Below are 18,529 nucleotides of genomic sequence, written 5' to 3'. Positions count from 1 at the left end.
TCACCCCTTCACTGCGCCGGAGGTGAGGCCGGCGACGATCTTGCGCTGGAACAGCAGGACGATGACGATCACCGGCAACGTGACGATGACCGACGCCGTCGCGAGCTGCGCGTACGGCGGGTTGAACGGGTCGGGCCCGACGAAGAACGACATCTGGGCCGGCACCGTCCGGGAGGCGGTCGTGGAGGTCAACGAGATCGCGAGCACGAACTCGTTCCACGCGAAGAAGAAGGTGAGGATCGCCGCGGTGAAGACACCGGGTGCGGCGAGCGGCACGATCACCTTGCGGAACGCCTGCCACGACGTGGCGCCGTCGACCTGGGCCGCCTGCTCCATCTCCCACGGGATCTCGCGGAAGAAGGCGGAGAGCGTCCAGATCGCCAGCGGCAGCGTGAACGACATGTAGGGGATGATCAGACCGGGCCAGGTGTTGAACAGCCCGAACGTGGTCCACATGTCGAAGAGCGGGCCCACCAGCGCGACCACCGGGAACATGGCGATCGCCAGCGCCAGCGAGAGCACGAGGCGCTTGCCCTTGAACTCCAGCCGGGCGATGGCGTAGGCCGCCAGCGTCGCGAAGATCACCGACAGGAGCGTCGCAATCAGCGCGATGCCGAACGAGTTGATCAGCGCGCGGGTGAAGTCGGGGTTGTCGAGGATCGCCTTGTAGTTGGCGATCGTCGGCTCCTGGGGCAGGAACTGGGCACTACCGGCCGCCGTCTCGCCCTCGGACTTGAAGGACAGCGAGATGATCCACGCCACCGGGAACAGGCACCAGAGCATGATCAGGGCGAACCCGATCCACGTGCCGATCTGGTTCTTGCCAGTCTGCTTCGCCATCAGCCCTCACCCCTCGCCTGCGCCAGGTCGACGCGGAACAGCTTCACGATCAACCACGCCAGCAGCAGCACCGAGAGGAACAGCAGCACCGACATGGCGGAGCCGAGCCCGAGCTGCATCTGCTCGATGACCTGGCGGTAGGTCAGGAACGAGATCGACTGCGTCCCCTCGGCCCCCTTGGTCATCACGAAGATGTTGTCGAAGATGCGGTAGGCGTCGAGGGCGCGGAAGAGGACCGCGACCATGATCGCCGCGCGCATGTTGGGCAGGATCACCTTCGTGAGGCGCTGGGTCCAGGTGGCCCCGTCGACCTTGGCGGCCTCGAGCATGTCCTCGCTGACCTGGGCCAGCCCGGCCAGCAGGAGCAGCGCCATGAACGGAGTGGTCTTCCAGATCTCCGAGACCATGATCGCGAACATCGCGTGCCAGTAGTCCCCGAACCAGTTGGTGTCCTCGGCGATCCACGGCAGCCAGCTGAACCACGCGTTGACGAACCCGTTGTTGAGCGAGAACGCGAACTGCCACGCGAAGGCCGAGACGACCGTGATGATGCCGTAGGGGATGAGGATCGAGGTGCGCATCAGCCCGCGGGCGAAGACGATGCGGTGCATCACCATCGCGAACGCGAACCCGATGACCAGCTCGACGCCCACCGTCACGACCATGATCAGCAGCGTGGTGAGCGTGCTCTTCCAGAACTGGTCGTCGCTGAGGATCGTCAGGTAGTTGTCGACGCCGACGAACTGCCGGTCGTCCGGGGCGGTGAGGCGGTAGCGGAACAGCGAGAGGTAGAGCGCCTGGATCATCGGCCAGGCCGTGACCAGGAGCATCAGCACGACGGCGGGGGCGACGAGCTTGAGCCCCAGCCTGTTCTCCGCCGCGGTGCGGTCGCTGGCCGCCTTCCTCGCTGCGCGGCTCACGTCCTTCTCCGAGTCGGGAGCGACAGTCGTGGTCACAGCAGGTCACCACCCTTCAGTACGTCCTCGATGAAGACCGACGACCGCTCCGGCGTGTCCTTGTCCACGGACCGCGGGGGGTGCCAGATGTTCTGGATCGAACCCGACACGTCGCTCCAGTAGGGCGTCACCGTGCGAGGAGCAGCCGCGTCGACGCTGGTCTGGAAGAGCTCCAGCAGGTCGTCGGGGTACTGCTTCTTCAGCGCGGGGTACTCGTAGCCCTTGGTGCTCGCCGGCATGTTGCCGGTCTTGTCGGCGTTGATGCCCTGCATCTCGGGCCCGGTCAGGCACTGCGCGGCCTCGAGGGCGAGGTCCTTCTGCTCCGAGAACGCGCTGACGCCGATGCCGATGCCGCCGTAGGGGGGCCGGGACTCCTCGCCCTCCACCGTCTGCGGGTAGCGGGCGTAGCCGATGTCCTTGGCGACGTCGGGCGCGGAGTCGTCGTAGTTGTGCCAGATGAAGGTCCAGTTGACCTGGAACGAGCCCGCGTCGGAGCCGAAGGTCGAGCCGGCGGTGCCCTCGTTGGACACGCTCAGGTCGGCCGGTGCGGCCTCGGAGGTCGCGAGCTTCTCGACGACCGCCGCCGCGTCCTGGCCGGCCTCGTCGGCGAGGGTGATCTTGGCGTCGACGCCCTCGCCGGCGTCCTCGAGGATGTGCCCGCCGGCGCCCTCGACGAGGGCGTTGATCCACACGACGTAGCCCTCGTACTTGTTGGCCTGGACGCCGATCTTCGCGTCGTTCTCGGCGGCGGCGTCGATGATCTGGTCCCACGTCACGGGCTTCGACATGTCGATGCCGGCCTTCTCGACGAAGGACTTGCGGTACCAGAGGACCTGGGTGTTGGACCAGAACGGGAAGACGACGAGCTTGTCCTTCCACGTCGCCGCGTCCATCGCGCCCTTGAACGTGCCCTGCTCCTCCAGCTGGGCCTTGGCGTCCTGGGGCACCTCGGCGAGGAAGCCGGCGTCCGCGAACTCGGCCGTGAAGGGCGGATCGATCGACATGAGGTCGATCGACGGGTCCTTGGCCGCGAGGCGGCGGGCCAGCTGGATGCGCTGCTGGCCGGCGTCCTGGGGGAGCACCTGGGTCGAGATCGTGTAGTCGTCGGTGGAGCACTCCGCGGCGACGGCGTCCTGCCCGCCGCTGTCGGGGTTGATGTACCAGACCAGCTCGGGCTTGCCGCCGTCGCCGCCGCACGCCGACAGCAACCCACCCGCGAGGAGGATCGCCGCCAGCGGTGCCACCGTTCGTCTGATCCCTGGCCGGCCTCGTTGCCGGATCGACGGTGCTCGTGACATCCGCACCCTCCTCGTGTCTAGTTGGGCCTCTGGTCTAGTGGGCCGCGACACCTTTTGGCAACATGCAACCCACACCAACGGGTATGCGGGAGACGAGGCTCTGATGACGATCTGGCGTGCCCCCGGGCGGATCAACCTCGTCGGCGAGCACACCGACTACAACGACGGCTTCGTCCTCCCGATGGCCCTCGCCGTGGGCTGCACGGCCTCGGTCGACGACGCCGCCGAGGGGTGGACGGTCGTGTCCGCGCAGGCCCCGGAGCAGGTGGTCGTCAGCCCCTCGGGCCTGGCCGACCGGGACGACGCGCCGGACTGGGCGTCGTACGTCCTGGGCGCGCTCTGGCTGCTCCACGACGACGGCGTCGACGTGCCGCCCCTGCGCATCGCGGTGGACTCCGACGTGCCCACGGGTGCGGGGCTGTCGTCGTCGGCGGCGCTGGTCTGCTCGGTCGTGACCGCGCTCGACGAGCACCTCGGCCTCGGGCTGGGCCCGTCCGGACTGCTCGACCTCAGCCGCCGCGTGGAGAACGACGCCGTCGGCGCGCCCACGGGTGGGATGGACCAGCTGGTCAGCCTGCGCGGCGAGGCGGGCCATGCCCTCTTCTGCGACATGCGCGACCTGACCACCCAGTCGGTGCCCTTCGACCCCGCCGGCGCCGGGCTGGCACTGCTCGTCGTCGACACCAGGGCGCCCCACCGGCACGCGGACGGGGAGTACGCCGCCCGTCGCAGCGGGTGCGAGGAGGCGGCCAAGCGGCTGGGCGTGCCCGCGCTGCGCGACGTGACCGACGCCGACCTCGACGACGCGCTCGCCCGTCTCCACGACGACGAGCTGCGGCGCTACGTCCGCCACGTCGTGACCGAGGACGCCCGGGTCCTGGCGGCCGTGGACGTGCTGCGCGCCGGACGCCTGGAGGACCTCGGGCCGCTGCTCACCGCGTCCCACCGCTCGATGCGCGACGACTTCCGCATCACGGTGCCGGAGGTCGACCTCGCGGTCGACGCCCTGCTGGACGCCGGTGCGATCGGCGCCCGGATGACGGGCGGCGGGTTCGGCGGCTGCGTCATCGGGCTGGTGCCCGAGAGCGACGTCGCTGCCGTGGGTGACGTCGTACGCCAGGCCTTCGCGGACGCGGGCTTCACCGAGCCGGCCCTGTTCACCGCCGCAGCGGAGGCCGGAGCCCGGCGGCTCTAGGCCTGGCTCTGGGGCGCGCGGTCGGCGGTCCGCGCGATCGCCTCGACGAAGGTGGCGAAGAGCGCGGGCGGCAGGTCGTGGCCCATGCCGTCGATCAGCACCAGCTCGGCGCCGGGGATGGCCGCCGCGGTCGAGCGACCGCCGCTGACGTGCACCATCTTGTCGGCCATGCCGTGCACGACGAGGGCGGGGATGCGCAGGCTGCGCAGCCGCGGGGTGCGGTCGGGCTGCTTGAGGATCGCCAGCATCTGCCGCATCACCCCGCTGGCGCTGTAGCCGCGGTCGAACGTCTCGCCGGCCCGCTGGGCGAGCCGGTCGCGGTCGGCGGGGTAGACGGGGGAGCCGATCACGTCCCAGAAGGCCACGCTCGTCTCGACGTAGGACTCGCGGCCGGGCTTGCGGGGCGCGATGAGCGCCGGGATCAGGCGCGGGTCCTGCCAGCCGACCGTGCGGCGACCGGTCGTCGACATCACGCTCGTCAGCGAGCGCACCCGCCGGGGGTGCTCGATCGCGACGGTCTGCGCGATCATGCCGCCCATCGAGATGCCCGCGACGTGCGCGGACCCGAGGCCGAGGTGGTCGAGGAGCGCGACGGCGTCGCCCGCCAGGTCGGTCATCGTGTAGGGCGCCTTGACCTTGCGCCCGCCGAACGCGCGCACCAGCTGTCCGCGCGTCACGCGCGCCCGGATCCGGCTCGAGCGGCCGGTGTCGCGGTTGTCGTAACGGATCACGTAGAAGCCCTCGGCGGCGAGCATCAGGCACAGCTCGTCGTCCCACCACGTCATCGGGCCGCCGAGCCCCATGACCAGCAGCAGCGGTTCGCCGTCCGGGTCGCCGAACGTCTGGTAGCACAGCTCGACGTCAGGACCGACGGGCGCGAGCAGCTCGTCGGAGACGACGGGCGCCTCGGTGGGCGCGCGACGTGGGGTGGGCATGGCCCCAGTGAACACGACCGGAGCACGGATGAGGCACACCAGAGTGGGTACAGGTGGCCCACGTCCCCCATTCCACGGGGGTTCTGAGTTAGGTTCGATGATTGTGACGCAACGCACAGTGGCGGGATTCCTGACTCCGGAGGGCTTTTCGCAGCCCTCCGTGGCGGCCGTGCTGCGCGAGGGATCGGCGTTCTCCGAGGCGGGCCGCTATGCCGTGCACGCCCTCAGCACGCGCGGCGCGCGGCGTCGTACGCCCTACGGCTCGCACCCGGCGCGGGTCAGCGAGCCGGTCCTGCTGGTGCCCGGCTTCCTCGCCGGCGACAGCTCGCTCGGCCCGATGAGCAGGAGCCTGCGCCACCTGGGCTTCCGCACCTACCGTGCCGACATCCGCGCCAACGTCGGGTGCACGCTGGCCGCGGCCGCGCAGCTGGAGGAGCGGCTCGAGGAGATCACCCAGCGTCGTGGGTCGCGGGTGCGCATCGTGGGGCACAGCCTCGGCGGCATGCTCGCGCGCGGCGTGGCCGCGCGGCGACCCGACCTCGTCTCCGGCATCGTCACCATGGGCAGCCCCATGCTGGCCCCGGGAGCGCACCACGTCTCGCTGGCCCGCAGCGTCGACCTGCTGGTGCGGCTCAACCGCGCCGGCCTGCGCAACCTGATGACCGAGGACTGCGTGGCCGGGCACTGCGCGCAGGAGAGCTTCGACCAGGCGCGGGCGGTCCTGCCCGCGGACGTCGCCTTCACCGCCATCTACTCGCGTCGCGACGGCATCGTCGACTGGCGCGCGTGCATCGACCCTGTCGCCACCGCGGTGGAGGTCCGCTCCTCCCACGTGGGCATGGCGTTCGACCCCGCCGTCATCGCGGCGGTCTCGGCCGCGCTTCGACCGGCGGCGCCGCCGTCAGTTGTCGAAGTCGATCGGGGAGAGATCGCGTAGCTTCGAGAGCCGGTGCTCGGCGGTGATCGAGCGGACCGTGCCGCTGCGCGAGCGCATCACGAGCGAGTGCGTCGTGATGCCGTCGCCGCGGTAGCGCACGCCGCGCATCAGCTCGCCGTCGGTGATGCCGGTGGCGACGAAGAACGCGTCGTCGCCGGTGACCAGGTCGTCGGTGCCGAGCACGAAGTCGGCGTCGAGGTCGTGCCCGGCGTCCAGCGCGCGCTGGCGCTCGTCGTCGTCCTGGGGCCACAGCCGGCCCTGGATCTTGCCGCCGATGCACTTCATCGCGCAGGCCGCGATGATGCCCTCGGGCGTGCCGCCGACGCCGAGCATCAGGTCGACGCCGGTGTCGGGGCGTGCCGCCATGATCGCGCCGGCCACGTCACCGTCGGTGATGTACTTGATGCGCGCACCGGTCTCGCGGATGTCCTCCACCAGCCTGGAGTGGCGCGGACGGTCGAGCAGCACGACCGTGACGTCGTGGATCGAGAGCCCCTTGGCCTTGGCCACGCGGGCGATGTTCTCCTTGACCGGCAGCCGGATGTCGACCTGGTCGGCCGCCTCGGGCCCGGTCACCAGCTTGTCCATGTAGAACACGGCGCTCGGGTCGTACATCGTGCCTCGCGGGGAGACCGCGAGCACCGCGATCGCGTTGTTCATGCCCTTGGCGGTGAGGGTGGTGCCGTCGATCGGGTCGACCGCGACGTCGCACTCGGGGCCGGTGCCGTCGCCGACCTCCTCGCCGTTGAAGAGCATCGGGGCGTTGTCCTTCTCGCCCTCGCCGATGACGACGGTGCCGCGCATGCCCACCGAGGAGATCATCGTCCGCATCGCGTGGACCGCGACCCCGTCGGCGTCGTTCTTGTCGCCGCGCCCGACCCAGCGGCCGGCCGCCATGGCGGCGGACTCGGTGACCCGCACCAGCTCGAGGGCGAGGTTGCGGTCGGGCTTCGGGGCGAGCTGGGAGGAGGTGGCGCTCATGGCGCACAGGTTAACGGCCCGCTGTGCCCGCTCCGTACCGGCTCACGGCGGTGGCCTTGGCCGACAGCCAGACCTCGCGTCCCGGCACGAGCCCCAGCTCTGCGGCGGCGGCAGGAGTGACGTCCGCGAGCAGGTCGGGGGTGGCGTGCACCAGCAGGCGTACGGCGTCGCCGTGCGGCGCGAGCGTCGCGACCCGGCCGTGCCAGTGCAGCCGCGACGAGCCCTCTGGCTCGGCCAGCGAGACCACGACCGCGTCGGGGGTGAAGGCCATCAGGTCGTCGCCGTCGGTGACGAGGTTGAGCCCGACGAGACGGGCAACGTGGGGCGTGCGCGGCTCGGCAGCCACCACGGCCGGGGGCCCGACCTGGGCGACCTGCCCCTCGTCGAGCACCAGCACGCGGTCGGCCAGCGTGAGCGCGTCGATCGCGTCGTGGGTCACCAGCAGCGCGGTGCCGCGGAAGTCGCGCAGGTGCTGGCCGAGCTCGATGCGCAGCGCCATCTGCACCGAGACGTCGAGGCCGGTGAAGGGCTCGTCGAGCAGCAGCACGTCGGGGTCCGTGGCCAGTGCGCGGGCGATCGCGACCCGCTGGGCCTGCCCGCCGGAGAGCTCGCGCGGCTTGCGGTCGGCGAGGTCGGCGATCCCGAAGCGCTCGAGCCAGCCGCGGGCCACCCGTTCCGCGGCCGCCCGGCCCTCACCGCGGGCGCGCGGGCCGAACGTCACGTTGTCGAGCGCGGTCAGGTGCGGGAACAGGCTCTGGTCCTGGAAGACGTAGCCCACCCGTCGGCGCGGCACCTCGAGGTCGGTCCAGTCCTGGTCCCCGACGAGGACCCGGCCGGGCTCCAGCCCAGCGATCGCGCGGAGCAGGGTCGACTTGCCGGCACCGTTGGGGCCGATGACCACGACCACCTCGCCCGGCTCGGCCACCAGGTCGGCCCGGACCCGGCCCGGCAGGTCCACCCCGACGCGCATCACTGCGGGGTCACCCAGCGCTCGCGCAGCAGCACCAGCACGCCCACCGAGAGCGCCAGCAGGATCAGGCTGAGCGTCCGGGCGACCTCGGGGTCGGAGCTGAGGGCGACGTAGATCAGGCTCGGCATGGTCTGGGTGGTGCCGGGGTAGTTGCCGGCGAAGGTGATCGTCGCGCCGAACTCGCCCAGGCTCCGCGCCCAGGCGAGCGCACTGCCCGCGAGGATCCCCGGCAGGGCGAGCGGCAGGGTGACGCGGCGGAAGGTCGTCCACCTGTCCGCGCCCAACGTCGCGGCCACCACGTCGTACGACGTGCCGTGCGTGCGCAGGGCGCCCTCGACCGCCAGCACGAAGAAGGGCAGCGAGACGAAGGTGTGGGCGAGCACCACCCCAGCCGTCGTGTAGGGGATGGAGAAGGGGAGGTGCTCCCCGATCAGGCCCCGGCGGCCGAGCGCGGTCACGAGCGCGACCCCGGCCACGACCGGCGGCAGCACGAGGGGGACCAGCACGAGGGCGCGGACGACCCGCCGTCCGCGGAAGGCCACGCGGGCCAGGAGCCACGCCAGGGGTGTGCCGAGCACGAGGCATGCGACGACCGTGAGCAGGCTGCTGATCGTGGTGATCGCGAGCGCCTCGCGCACCACCTCGGAGCCGAGGTGCTGCGGCAGCGTCGCCCACGGGGTGTCGAGGACGAGCGTGGCCAGCGGCACGACGAGCAGCGCCACTGCGACGGCGGCCGGGACGAGCAGGACGGCAGGAGCGCGACCGAGGCGCGGACCGCTCATGAGCGGGGGATCCCGCTGAAGCCCGCGTCGGCGAAGACCTGGTGGGCCCGCCTGCTCCGGACCAGGGTGACGAACTCGGCCGCGAGGTCCGCGTGGGCGTCGTCGGAGCCTGCGACGGGAGCGATGAAGTACGCAGTGCTGTAGGCCGCTGCGAGGTCGGCCATGTCGTCGGTCGCCACCTCTGACACCTCGTCGCCCGCGGCGACGGCGTCGGTGCGGTAGACGAGCCCGGCATCGGCCTCTCCCTGGACCACCCGTGCGAGCACGGCCTTGACGTCGACCTCCTCGCTGGCCGGTGGGGCGTCGACGCCGGCGTCCTCCAGCAGGGCGACGGCGAGGGCGCCGCACGGCGCGGACTCGGCGCACCGGACGTAGTCGACGTCGGCGTCGAGGTCGTCGAGCGAGGCGATGCCGGCCGGGTTGTCGGGAGGGGCGACGAGGACGAGCTGGTTGCCCACGAAGGGTGCGGGCGAGTCGGCGAGCACGTCCGAGGCCAGCGTCATCGAGCGTTCGTCGGCGGTCGCGAGCACCTGCCCGGGCGCACCGTCGACGGCCTGCTCGGCCAGCGTGCTCGACGAGCCGAACACGAGCTCCACCTCGACTCCCGGGTGCTCGTCCTCGAACGTCTCGGCGAGCTGGGTGAAGGTCTCGGTGAGGCTCGACGCGGCCAGGACCGTCAGCGTCTGGCCGTCCGCGCCGTCGCCGCCGTTCCCGCAGGCGACGAGGGGGAGCACGAGGGCGAGGGACAGGGCGGTGAGGCCGCGCTTCACCGGGGGACCTCCACCACGACGTTCGTGGACTTCACGCTGGCGATGGCGCGCACGCCCGGCTCGAGGCCGAGCTCGTCGGCGGCGTCGCTGCTCATCAGCGACACCACGCGGTAGGGGCCGCAGATCATCTCGACCTGGGCCATCACGTGGTCGCGCTTGACCCGGGTCACGATCCCGCTCATCCGGTTGCGCGCACTCACGGCGCTGGCCCGGGTGCGGTCGCGCTCGGCCAGCTCCGCGGACTCGGCCAGGTGCTCGGCGAGCTCGGCGAGGTCGGGCCCCGACACCGTCGTACGCCCCTCGATCCGCTCCGACGCGATCCGCCCGGAGTCGACCCAGCGGCGCACGGTGTCGTCGCTGACGGCCAGGATCTCGGCAGCCTCCGCGAGTCGGTAGGTGATCACGGTTGCAGTATGCCGCACCTGCGGCAGTCCTCTGTCCCAATCGCCCGCACCCGCGGAAATGGGTACCTCTCCCGGCTGCCGCTGTAACGCCGGGTTACGCCCTGTACCCACCCCCGTGCATCGGGGTGGGTACAGCGACCAACCCGGCGTTACAGCGCGAGCGGGCGGCTGGGAGGATGGGGCCCGTGAGTGAGCAGCCGAGCCGTTACACCCGCTCGTTCTCCGGGATGGTCGGCGCACTGATCGTCACCGTGCTCTTCGTGCTCGCCTACGTCGTGTGGCGCGGGCTGTTCCGCACCGACGTCGACGACACCCCGGTGGCGGTGGACTGGCAGGAGAGCGTCGAGCTCGCCGACCAGGCCGGCCTGGACGTCGTACGACCCCGCGAGCTCCCGGCCGGCTGGACCGCCACCAGCGTGGAGCTCTTCGCCGGCGACGACCCGCGCTGGGGCCTCGGCGTGCTGACCGACGACGGCGACTTCATCGGCATCCGGCAGCAGGACACCTCGGTCGACGAGCTCGTGCGGGTGTACGTCGACGAGAAGGCCGAGGCCGGCGACGACGCCAGCGTGGCCTCCGACGTCACCGACACCTGGCAGACCTGGTCCGACGACGGCGGCGACCACGGCTACGCGACCGAGGTCGGCGACGACGCGGTGCTCGTCTACGGCTCCGCGCCGGTCGACGACATCGAGTCCTACCTCGGCCTGCTCACTCGCTAGTCCTCGGACTCGGTGCCCATCGCGTCGTCGAGGCGCTTGCGGGCGCCGTCGAGCCACTGCTGGCAGACCTTGGCCAGCGCCTCGCCGCGCTCCCACAGGGCGAGCGACTCCTCGAGGGTGGTGCCGCCGGCCTCGAGGGTGCGGACGACCTCGACGAGCTCCTCGCGGGCCTCTTCGTAGCTGGGGGCTGCGTCACTCATCGGGGTCCTCCTCGACCAGGCTGGCTGCTTCGATGCGTTGGGTGGTGGCGTGGATGCGCCCGTCAGCGACGCGGACGGACACCGCGGCGCCGGTCGTGGTCTGCGCGACGGAGGTGATGACGTGCCCGTCGGCGTCCTGGAGGACGGCGTAGCCGCGCTGCAGGGTGGCGAGCGGGGAGAGGGCCTGGGCGCGGGCGCGCTGGTGGCCGATGTCGTCGGCAGCCCGGTCGAGCCGGTGGGAGAGCGTGCGGCGGGCGCGCGCGAGCAGCTCGTCGAGCTCGTCGGAGCGGGCTGTGAGCAGGTTGCGCGGGTCGGCCATCGCGGGACGGGACCGCAGCTGCCCCAGCCACTCCTGCTCGCGGGCGATGCGCTGGGTGATCACCTGGCGCAGCCGGTCGCGCGCCCACCTCACCCCGGCGGCCTCCTCGGCCATGTCGGGCACGACGAGCTTGGCGGCGTCGGTGGGCGTCGAGGCGCGTACGTCGGCGACGAGGTCGAGCAGCGGCTGGTCGGGCTCGTGGCCGATGGCCGACACGACCGGGGTGCGGAGCTCGTGGACCGCGCGGATGAGCGCCTCGTCGGAGAACGGCAGCAGGTCCTCGATCGAGCCGCCCCCACGGGCGACGACGATGACGTCGACGTCCGCGTTGCGCTCGAGCCTCTGCAGCGCCTCGATGACCTCGGCGGCCGAGCGCTGACCCTGCATCGCGGCATAGGCCACCTCGAACCGCACGGCCGGCCAGCGGCGTCGCGCGTTGTCCAGGACGTCGCGCTCGGCGGCACTGTTGGGCGCGGTGACGAGCCCGACCCGACCGGGGAGGAAGGGGAGGTCGCGCTTGAGCTCGGGGGCGAAGAGCCCCTCGGCGGCGAGCAGCTGGCGCCGCCGCTCGAGGCGGGCCAGCAGCTCGCCGAGCCCGACCATCTTGATCTCGCGCGCGGCGAGGGAGAAGGAGCCGCGGTTGGCGTAGAAGCTCGGTCGCGCGTGCACGACCACGCTGGCGCCCTCGACGAGAGGCGGGTTCATCGAGTCGAAGAGCGACCGGGCACAGGTGAGGGTGACCGAGATGTCGGCGACGGTGTCGCGCAGGGTCATGAACACCGTGTTGACACCGGGTCGGCGGTTGACCTGCGCGATCTGTCCCTCGACCCAGACGCTGCCGAGCTTGTCGATCCACTGCGAGACGGCGTTGGCGACGGCCCGCACCGGGGCCGGCGACTCGGCCGTGGCGTCGCGTAGTGAGGGCACGCGGCGAGGATAGGCGAGGGCACCGACGCTCGGAGGGCGGCCCGTAGACTCGGACCCATGACAGACCTCGGCCTGCCCCCGGTCCTCGACCCCGAGACCGCCAAGAACGTCCTGCTGGCCGCTCCCCGCGGCTACTGCGCCGGCGTCGACCGGGCCGTGATCACCGTGGAGAAGGCGCTCGACCTCTACGGCGCGCCCGTCTACGTCCGCAAGCAGATCGTGCACAACAAGCACGTCGTGGCCAACCTCGAGTCGCGCGGCGCGATCTTCGTCGAGGAGCTCGACGAGGTCCCCCAGGGCCAGACCGTGGTGTTCTCCGCCCACGGCGTCAGCCCGGCGGTGCACGCCCAGGCGGCCGACCGCGGGCTCAAGACCATCGATGCCACCTGCCCGCTGGTCACCAAGGTCCACCACGAGGCCAAACGCTTCGCGGGCGACGACTACGACATCCTCCTGATCGGGCACGAGGGCCACGAGGAGGTCGAGGGCACCGCTGGCGAGGCGCCCGACCACATCCAGCTGGTGCAGAGCCCCGACGACGTCGCCGGCATCGTCGTACGCGATCCCGCGAAGGTCGCCTGGCTGTCGCAGACCACGCTCAGCGTGGACGAGACCCTCGAGACCGTCGCCGCGATCCGCGAGAAGTTCCCGCTGCTGCTCGACCCTCCCAGCGACGACATCTGCTACGCCACCCAGAACCGTCAGCTCGCGATCAAGGAGATCTCCGCCGACGCCGACCTGGTGATCGTGGTCGGCTCGCGCAACTCCTCCAACTCGGTCCGCCTGGTGGAGGTGGCGCTCGAGGCCGGCGCGAAGGCGTCCTACCTCGTGGACGACCACACCGAGATCGACGAGGCGTGGCTCGACGGCGTCGAGACCGTGTCGGTGACCTCGGGTGCCTCCGTCCCCGAGGACCTGGTGGAGGGCGTGCTCGCCTTCCTGTCCGAGCGCGGTTACCCCGACGCCCGTGCCGTGCACTCGGCGGAGGAGTCGCTCATCTTCGCGCTCCCGCCGGAGCTGCGCCGCGACCTGCGCGCCGCGCAGAAGGCCTGAGCACGATGGCTCGCTACCTCGACATCCACCCCGACAACCCGCAGCCGCGGCTCGTCACCCAGGTGGTCGAGGCGCTGCGCGACGACCAGCTCATCGCCTATCCCACCGATTCCGGCTACGCCCTCGGCGCCCAGCTCGGCAACCGCGAGGGGCGCGACCGGATCCTCAAGATCCGCGAGCTCGACGATCGCCACCACTTCACGCTGATGTGCAAGGACTTCTCCCAGCTCGGGCAGTTCGTGCACGTCGACAACTACGCCTTCCGCGCGATCAAGGCCGCCACCCCCGGGCCCTACACGTTCATCCTCCCCGCCACCGGCGAGGTGCCGAAGCGGCTGATGCACCCGAAGAAGCGCACCGTCGGGGTCCGCATCCCCGACCACACGCTGGTCTGCGCCCTCCTCGAGGAGCTCGGTGAGCCGATCCTGACCAGCACGTTGATCCTCCCCGGCGAGACGGAGGCGCGCACCATGGGCTGGGAGATCAAGGAGGACCTCGACCATGTCGTCGACGTCGTCGTCGAGTCCGGCGAGGTGACCGCCGAGCCCACCTCGGTGATCGACTGGTCGGAGGCCGAGCCCGTCGTCGTACGACGCGGGGCCGGCGACGTCGAGCGGTTCGAGGCCTGACTCACCCGACCGGCGCGACGCTCCACGTGACGTCGTAGACCGAGCTGTCGTCCAGGCCGCCCGGCGAGTTCCACAGCACCATTCCGGCCGCCACGCCGACCTGGCTCTCGTGCACGCCGCGACCGAGGCGGCTGACGGTGCCCCGGTCGAGGTCGACGAGGTAGAGCCAGGTCTCGTCGGTGGACGCGGTGGCGAGCGGAGGGCTTCCTCCCCGTCCAGCCTGGACGAGCAGGTGGCGCGCGTCCGCGGCCAGCACCGTCGCGCCCTCGATCCGGGTCAGCGAGTCCTGTCCGTGGACGACCGTGAGCGGCGTCGCGACGTCGGGGTCACCCGAGTCGCAGTAGAACGTCACGACCGGGCGATCACCCACCAGGGCCACCCGGACGGGGGCGTCGGGGAAGCCGGCCGGGACGTCGCAGCCGTCGGGCCGGCTCTCGCCCACCACGCGGTCACCCTCGGCGGTCGACAGCACGACGTGGCCGTCGGGGTGCGCGGTGACCCGGCCGCCGTCCCCCCACGCGACGGCGGCCCCCTCCAGCTCCGGCTCGGCTCGCAGGTCCTCTCCTCCGGTCACGGGTGCCGACCACCAGTGCATCGGGCCCGACTCGCCCTCCATCGTGCTGCCGAGGTAGAGCCTGTCGTCGGGGCCGACCAGGGCCCGGGGAGGCATGTGACCCTCCGTCGCACCGGGCAGACTGACCTCGCTGGCCGCCCAGGTCCGGGACGCGCGGTCGAAGATCGTCGTCGTGTACTGGAAGATCCCCGTCCGCGCGACGACGACGAGTCGGTCCGCCCGGAGGTCGACCCCCGCGATCTCTCCCGCCTGCCACGGCGGCTCCGGCAGCCAGTCGGTGGCTCCGGTGGCGGGGTCGAGCAGCCCGAGCTCGGTGCGGCCGCGGGCGTTGGTGTAGCGGCTGCGCAGGACCAGGCCGTCGGCCGTGATCCCCTCGAGCCGGTCGAACTCCAGCGAGTTCCTGCCCGCGTCGCGCCACGTCGTACGCGTGCGCGCGACGACCTCGGGACGGGCGGCGCCGGCGTCGTCGAGGTCGAGGCGCACCACCCGCTCGGCCGGCGCCGGATCGGGGTGCGGCTTCGTCGGCCGCGAGACGAGGGCGGTGACCACGAGCGCGGCGGCGGTCGCGAGCGCGGCCGTGCCGACGGCCAGGCCGGTCCGGCGCCGGACCCGACGGGTGCCGGCGTGGGCGATGAGCCGCGTGTCGACGAGGAAGGCGGGCTCGTCGGCCACGGCGTCGCGCAGTGCGGTGCGCAGGTCGGTGCTCACGGGACGACCTCCTGGGTCGTGGCGGCGAGGGCCTGGTCGGGAACCTGCAGGTCGCCGCCGTGACGCGCGTAGGCCGCCCGCAGCGCGACCAGCCCGCGCGCGGTCTGGCTCTTCACCGTCCCGGTGCGGCACCCGAGCACGTCGGCGACCTGCTCGACGCTGAGGTCCTCGTAGAAGCGCAGCACCACGCACGCCCTCTGCCGGGCAGGGAGGTCGGCGAGGGCAGCCAGCAGGAGCGCCCGTTCGGCGACGCGCCCGGTGGCGTCCTCGCTCACCGCGTCGACGAGCTCGAGGGTCGGCACCTCGCGGGACGAGCGCTTGCGGCCCTGGTCGACGGCGGCGCTCATGGTGGCCCGGCGGGCGTAGGCGTACAGGCCTCGCTCGTGGAGCCGGGGCCAGGCGACGTAGACGCGGATGAGCGCCTCCTGCGTGATGTCGGCGGCGCGCTCCCAGTCGCCGCACATCAGGTACGCCGTGCGCCGCAGGGAGGGGCCGGCCGCCTTGGCGAACGCGGCGAAGTCGCGATCGTCCCTCTCGGCCATCGCACCTCCCTCGCCACTTCTCATAGTGGGATACGAGGTGGGTGCCCGAACAGGTTGCAGCGGGCGGGAGGCGGGTCCGCTCAGCCGGTGGGCCGGCCGAGCTCGCGGCTCAGCTCGGTGGCGATGTCGGCCTCGCCCTCGCGGTGCAGCCGCCAGCCGAGCCAGCCCAGGCAGAGGGCGTAGCCGACGAAGAGGGCGATCCCGTGGGTGGCGACGCCGGAGATGATCGCCTGCAGCACGCTGTCGCGCGGGTCGGCGATGGCGTCGCGGGCGACGAGGGCGACGAAGCCGAAGACCGCCGACATCAGCAGCGGCGGGAGGAGCGCCACGAGGAAGAAGTCCTCGCGCCGCACCAGTGCCGCGAGGCCCAGGCAGAGTGCCATGAACGACAGGTCGAAGAACAGGCTGAGGCGGCCGACCAGCAGCACGTCGATGCTCACTGCCGTGAGCGTGACCGCGACACCGAGCGAGACCACATGGCGGGCCGGCTCGCGCCCGACCTCCCACCACTCGTCGGCCTGAGTCACGACCCTCAACCTAGGACCGATCTCAGGCACCCTCGGCGCGGCGCGCCGGTGGGCGATCTGCCTGCTCGGCGAGCAGCTCGTCGAGCGTGGGCTCGCCCGCGGCGCGGCCGACGTCGTCGAGGGCGGCCAGCTCGGGGGCCGCCAGCGAGCGCGGGACGGTCTCGACCTGGCGGGGCTCGGCCAAGGACTCGGAGGTGACCCCGAGGTCGGCGAAGCGGCGCGCGGAGACCAGCACGCGACCCTCGAGCGATCCCATCGCCTGGTTGTAGGCGACGACGCTGGCGTTGAGCGAGCGGCCCACGCGGTCGAGGTGGGCGGCCATCGAGCCGAGCCGGGCGTGCAGCTCCTGCCCGAGCCGCTGCACCTCGTGGGCCTGCGCGTTGAGGACCTCGTGCTGCCAGCCCTGCGCGACGGTCCGCAGCAGGGCGATGAGGGTGGACGGCGTCGCCAGCACGACGTTCTTGGCGGCGGCCTGCTCGACCAGGTCGGGCACCGCCTGCAGCGCGGCCTGCAGGATCGCCTCACCGGGCAGGAACAGCACCACGAACTCCGGCGTCCCGGTCAGCGCCTCCCAGTAGCGACGGGAGCCCAGGTCGGCGACGTGCTTGCGGACGTGCTCGCCGAGCCGGGCCAGGGCCTGGTCGTGCTCGGCCGGGTCGTCGGACCCGGTGAGGTCGAGGAAGGCGGCCAGCGGCGCCTTGGCGTCGACGGCGATCGTGCGGCCGCCGGCCAGCGTCACCACCAGGTCGGGGCGCAGGCGCCCGTCGTCGATCCGGACCTGCTCGGAGAAGTCGCAGTGGTCGACCAGCCCGGCGAGCTCGACGGTGCGGCGCAGGTGCAGCTCGCCCCACTGGCCGCGCACCTGCGGCTTGCGCAGCGCCGTCGCGAGCGTGGACGTCTCGCGCCGGAGCGTGTCGGTGGAGAGGCGCATGTCGGCGACCTGCTGGTGGAGCTGGGCCTGCCACGCGACGCGGTCGTGCGCCAGGTCGCTCAGCTGGTCCTGCAGGCGCTCGAGACCGTCCTGCACGACCGCGTGCTCGGCGACCCGCTGCTGAAGGGCGACGATGGCCGAGTCGTCGGCGGGACGGCTGCGCGACCACAGCACGCCGATCACCGCACCGAGCGCGAGACCGACGGCGAGGACCAGCGCCAGCGTGAGCAACAGGGGGAAGGTGTCCATGGAGCCAGCATGGACGGCGCCACCGACAGTCAGACCGGCGTCGCGCCCCGGAACGTCCGCCGGTAGGCCGAGGGCGAGACGCCGACGCTCGCCCGCAGGTGCTGGCGCAGCGAGGCCGCGGTGCCCATCCCGGCCCGGGCCGCGACGTCGTCGACCGGCAGGTCCGTCGCCTCGAGCAGGTGCTGGGCGTGCCGGATCCGTTGCTGGGTGACCCACGCGCCGGGGGACTGGCCGGTCTCCTCGCGGAAGCGACGGGTGAACGTGCGCACGCTCATCGAGGCCCGTCGGGCCAGCGTGGCCACGTCGAGCTGGTGGTGCAGGTGGGCCTGCGCCCAGGCACGTACGTCGCTGGTGGTCTCGTCGCTGCGTGCCGGCACGTGGCGCTCGATGAACTGCGCCTGGCCGCCGTCGCGCCACGGCGGCACGACCATGTGCCGCGCGACCGCGTTGGCGACGGCGGTGCCGTGGTCGCTGCGCACCAGGTGCAGGCACAGGTCGATGCCGGCGCTCAGCCCCGCGGAGGTCAGCACCCGCCCGTCGTCGGTGAAGAGGACGTCCTCGTCGAGGGCGACGGACGGGTGGAGGCGGCGGAGGTCGTCGGCGTACTTCCAGTGGGTCGTGGCGCGGTGGCCCTGCAGGATCCCGGCGGCCGCCAGGACGAAGGCGCCGGTGCAGATCGACACCCACCTCGCGTCGGCGGGCACCGACGCCAGCGCCGCGCGCAGGTCGTCGGGCAGCGTGCCGTCACGCCGCGGCCCGGCGATCTGCGTGCCGGGGACGATGACCGTCTGCGCCGAGGCCAGCGCCTCCGGCCCGGCCGAGGGCACGATCGCGTAGCCCTTGCTCGCGGCGACCGGGGTGCCGTCGACGCTCACGACCTGCACGTCGTAGAGCGGGCGGCCGTGCTCGTCGACGGCCTCGCCGAGCACCTGCGGCGGGATGGTGAGGTCGTAGCCGATGACCGGCGGGATGGCGAGCACGACGACGCGGTGCGGTGCGGGCGGACGGGGTGTCATGGCCGGATTCTTCCACATGTTGTCGTTTCTGCCACTCGCCGATCGGCGGGCGCCTCGGCCATGC

At 72.2% G+C, this 18,529-nt stretch carries 21 protein-coding genes; 5 read left to right on the top strand and 16 right to left on the bottom strand.

The window, feature by feature from the left end; all coding sequences use genetic code 11:
- Genes ACS3YM_RS13055 through ACS3YM_RS13045 form a run of 3 tightly spaced genes read right to left on the bottom strand, consistent with a single transcriptional unit; the run spans nt 1 to nt 3,040 of the window.
- On the bottom strand, nt 1-840 hold the full coding sequence (locus ACS3YM_RS13055) for a carbohydrate ABC transporter permease (protein ID WP_439936860.1): 840 nt from the start codon (nt 838-840) through the stop codon (nt 1-3).
- A complete protein-coding gene (locus ACS3YM_RS13050) occupies nt 840-1,796 on the bottom strand; it encodes a carbohydrate ABC transporter permease (RefSeq protein ID WP_439936859.1) in 957 nt (318 codons plus the stop codon). Before ACS3YM_RS13050 ends, ACS3YM_RS13055 begins: the two co-directional genes overlap by 1 nt.
- Nucleotides 1,793-3,040 carry an extracellular solute-binding protein gene (locus ACS3YM_RS13045; protein ID WP_439936858.1) on the bottom strand — a complete coding sequence of 416 codons (1,248 nt, stop codon included), beginning with the start codon at nt 3,038-3,040 and terminating at the stop codon, nt 1,793-1,795. Before ACS3YM_RS13045 ends, ACS3YM_RS13050 begins: the two co-directional genes overlap by 4 nt.
- Here ACS3YM_RS13045 and galK point away from each other — a divergent pair.
- Nucleotides 2,952-4,289: a galactokinase gene (gene galK, locus ACS3YM_RS13040; RefSeq protein WP_439936857.1), complete on the top strand. Its 1,338-nt coding sequence runs from the start codon at nt 2,952-2,954 to the stop codon at nt 4,287-4,289. The genes ACS3YM_RS13045 and galK overlap by 89 nt on opposite strands.
- On the opposite strand, the gene ACS3YM_RS13035 is transcribed toward galK, so the two are convergent.
- Complete coding sequence (locus ACS3YM_RS13035) at nt 4,286-5,224, bottom strand: alpha/beta fold hydrolase (RefSeq protein ID WP_439936856.1); 939 nt, start codon at nt 5,222-5,224, stop codon at nt 4,286-4,288. The two genes, galK and ACS3YM_RS13035, sit on opposite strands and share 4 nt — an antisense overlap.
- A gap of 103 nt (nt 5,225-5,327) precedes the next feature.
- Here ACS3YM_RS13035 and ACS3YM_RS13030 point away from each other — a divergent pair, with 103 nt between their 5' ends.
- Complete coding sequence (locus ACS3YM_RS13030; protein ID WP_439936855.1) at nt 5,328-6,161, top strand: esterase/lipase family protein; 834 nt, start codon at nt 5,328-5,330, stop codon at nt 6,159-6,161.
- Here the strand turns inward: ACS3YM_RS13030 and glpX are convergent.
- Genes glpX through ACS3YM_RS13005 form a run of 5 tightly spaced genes read right to left on the bottom strand, consistent with a single transcriptional unit; the run spans nt 6,126 to nt 10,068 of the window.
- A complete protein-coding gene (glpX, locus tag ACS3YM_RS13025) occupies nt 6,126-7,142 on the bottom strand; it encodes a class II fructose-bisphosphatase (protein WP_439936854.1) in 1,017 nt (338 codons plus the stop codon). The genes ACS3YM_RS13030 and glpX overlap by 36 nt on opposite strands.
- 10 nt (nt 7,143-7,152) lie before the next feature.
- Nucleotides 7,153-8,112: a sulfate/molybdate ABC transporter ATP-binding protein gene (locus ACS3YM_RS13020; protein WP_439936853.1), complete on the bottom strand. Its 960-nt coding sequence runs from the start codon at nt 8,110-8,112 to the stop codon at nt 7,153-7,155.
- Nucleotides 8,112-8,894 (bottom strand): molybdate ABC transporter permease subunit, encoded by a 783-nt coding sequence (gene modB / locus ACS3YM_RS13015; protein ID WP_439936852.1) that lies wholly within the window; start codon nt 8,892-8,894, stop codon nt 8,112-8,114. The genes ACS3YM_RS13020 and modB overlap by 1 nt, the downstream gene beginning before the upstream one ends.
- Nucleotides 8,891-9,664, bottom strand: a complete 774-nt coding sequence (gene modA / locus ACS3YM_RS13010) for a molybdate ABC transporter substrate-binding protein (protein ID WP_439936851.1) — start codon at nt 9,662-9,664, stop codon at nt 8,891-8,893. The genes modB and modA overlap by 4 nt, the downstream gene beginning before the upstream one ends.
- Nucleotides 9,661-10,068: a TOBE domain-containing protein gene (locus tag ACS3YM_RS13005; RefSeq protein WP_439936850.1), complete on the bottom strand. Its 408-nt coding sequence runs from the start codon at nt 10,066-10,068 to the stop codon at nt 9,661-9,663. The genes modA and ACS3YM_RS13005 overlap by 4 nt, the downstream gene beginning before the upstream one ends.
- A gap of 185 nt (nt 10,069-10,253) precedes the next feature.
- On the opposite strand from ACS3YM_RS13005, the gene ACS3YM_RS13000 reads away from it, so the two are divergent.
- Entirely contained in the window at nt 10,254-10,790 is a 537-nt protein-coding gene (locus ACS3YM_RS13000; RefSeq protein WP_439936849.1) for a DUF4245 family protein, read from the top strand.
- On the opposite strand, the gene ACS3YM_RS12995 is transcribed toward ACS3YM_RS13000, so the two are convergent.
- Both ACS3YM_RS12995 and xseA read right to left on the bottom strand, forming a co-directional pair.
- Nucleotides 10,787-10,990 (bottom strand): exodeoxyribonuclease VII small subunit, encoded by a 204-nt coding sequence (locus tag ACS3YM_RS12995; RefSeq protein ID WP_439936848.1) that lies wholly within the window; start codon nt 10,988-10,990, stop codon nt 10,787-10,789. The genes ACS3YM_RS13000 and ACS3YM_RS12995 overlap by 4 nt on opposite strands.
- Entirely contained in the window at nt 10,983-12,236 is a 1,254-nt protein-coding gene (gene xseA / locus ACS3YM_RS12990) for an exodeoxyribonuclease VII large subunit (RefSeq protein WP_439936847.1), read from the bottom strand. Before xseA ends, ACS3YM_RS12995 begins: the two co-directional genes overlap by 8 nt.
- Nucleotides 12,237-12,293: 57 nt before the next feature.
- Here xseA and ACS3YM_RS12985 point away from each other — a divergent pair, with 57 nt between their 5' ends.
- Together ACS3YM_RS12985 and ACS3YM_RS12980 are read left to right on the top strand one after the other, a co-directional pair.
- Nucleotides 12,294-13,289 carry a 4-hydroxy-3-methylbut-2-enyl diphosphate reductase gene (locus tag ACS3YM_RS12985; RefSeq protein ID WP_439936846.1) on the top strand — a complete coding sequence of 332 codons (996 nt, stop codon included), beginning with the start codon at nt 12,294-12,296 and terminating at the stop codon, nt 13,287-13,289.
- Between the two features lie 5 nt (nt 13,290-13,294).
- Entirely contained in the window at nt 13,295-13,918 is a 624-nt protein-coding gene (locus tag ACS3YM_RS12980; RefSeq protein ID WP_439936845.1) for an L-threonylcarbamoyladenylate synthase, read from the top strand.
- 1 nt (nt 13,919) lies between these two features.
- Here ACS3YM_RS12980 and ACS3YM_RS12975 read toward each other — a convergent pair whose 3' ends face one another.
- From ACS3YM_RS12975 to ACS3YM_RS12955, 5 genes are all read right to left on the bottom strand, one after another.
- Complete coding sequence (locus ACS3YM_RS12975; protein ID WP_439936844.1) at nt 13,920-15,200, bottom strand: hypothetical protein; 1,281 nt, start codon at nt 15,198-15,200, stop codon at nt 13,920-13,922.
- Nucleotides 15,197-15,742, bottom strand: a complete 546-nt coding sequence (locus ACS3YM_RS12970) for a SigE family RNA polymerase sigma factor (protein WP_439936843.1) — start codon at nt 15,740-15,742, stop codon at nt 15,197-15,199. The genes ACS3YM_RS12975 and ACS3YM_RS12970 overlap by 4 nt, the downstream gene beginning before the upstream one ends.
- Before the next feature lie 80 nt (nt 15,743-15,822).
- The gene (locus ACS3YM_RS12965; protein WP_439936842.1) at nt 15,823-16,269 is read right to left on the bottom strand and encodes a DUF6542 domain-containing protein; all 447 of its coding nucleotides are present in this window, start codon (nt 16,267-16,269) and stop codon (nt 15,823-15,825) included.
- A gap of 22 nt (nt 16,270-16,291) precedes the next feature.
- A complete protein-coding gene (locus ACS3YM_RS12960) occupies nt 16,292-17,449 on the bottom strand; it encodes a DNA recombination protein RmuC (RefSeq protein ID WP_439936841.1) in 1,158 nt (385 codons plus the stop codon).
- A 29-nt stretch (nt 17,450-17,478) separates the two neighbouring features.
- Nucleotides 17,479-18,465: a GlxA family transcriptional regulator gene (locus ACS3YM_RS12955; RefSeq protein ID WP_439936840.1), complete on the bottom strand. Its 987-nt coding sequence runs from the start codon at nt 18,463-18,465 to the stop codon at nt 17,479-17,481.
- Nucleotides 18,466-18,529: the final 64 nt, after the last annotated feature.

This window comes from Nocardioides sp. N13(2025) (assembly GCF_051912545.1).
Taxonomy (GTDB): domain Bacteria; phylum Actinomycetota; class Actinomycetes; order Propionibacteriales; family Nocardioidaceae; genus Nocardioides.
The sequence above is the reverse complement of the archived record's forward strand: the minus strand, read 5'-3'. Positions and strand labels throughout refer to the sequence as shown.

Coding starts and splice junctions, on each gene's coding strand:
- ACS3YM_RS13055 (WP_439936860.1), bottom strand. CDS start 840: ATGGCGAAGCAGACTGGCAAGAACCAGATCGGCACGTGGATCGGGTTC.
- galK (WP_439936857.1), top strand. CDS start 2,952: ATGTACCAGACCAGCTCGGGCTTGCCGCCGTCGCCGCCGCACGCCGAC.
- ACS3YM_RS13035 (WP_439936856.1), bottom strand. CDS start 5,224: ATGCCCACCCCACGTCGCGCGCCCACCGAGGCGCCCGTCGTCTCCGAC.
- glpX (WP_439936854.1), bottom strand. CDS start 7,142: ATGAGCGCCACCTCCTCCCAGCTCGCCCCGAAGCCCGACCGCAACCTC.
- ACS3YM_RS13020 (WP_439936853.1), bottom strand. CDS start 8,112: ATGCGCGTCGGGGTGGACCTGCCGGGCCGGGTCCGGGCCGACCTGGTG.
- modB (WP_439936852.1), bottom strand. CDS start 8,894: ATGAGCGGTCCGCGCCTCGGTCGCGCTCCTGCCGTCCTGCTCGTCCCG.
- ACS3YM_RS12995 (WP_439936848.1), bottom strand. CDS start 10,990: ATGAGTGACGCAGCCCCCAGCTACGAAGAGGCCCGCGAGGAGCTCGTC.
- ACS3YM_RS12985 (WP_439936846.1), top strand. CDS start 12,294: ATGACAGACCTCGGCCTGCCCCCGGTCCTCGACCCCGAGACCGCCAAG.
- ACS3YM_RS12980 (WP_439936845.1), top strand. CDS start 13,295: ATGGCTCGCTACCTCGACATCCACCCCGACAACCCGCAGCCGCGGCTC.
- ACS3YM_RS12970 (WP_439936843.1), bottom strand. CDS start 15,742: ATGGCCGAGAGGGACGATCGCGACTTCGCCGCGTTCGCCAAGGCGGCC.
- ACS3YM_RS12960 (WP_439936841.1), bottom strand. CDS start 17,449: ATGGACACCTTCCCCCTGTTGCTCACGCTGGCGCTGGTCCTCGCCGTC.
- ACS3YM_RS12955 (WP_439936840.1), bottom strand. CDS start 18,465: ATGACACCCCGTCCGCCCGCACCGCACCGCGTCGTCGTGCTCGCCATC.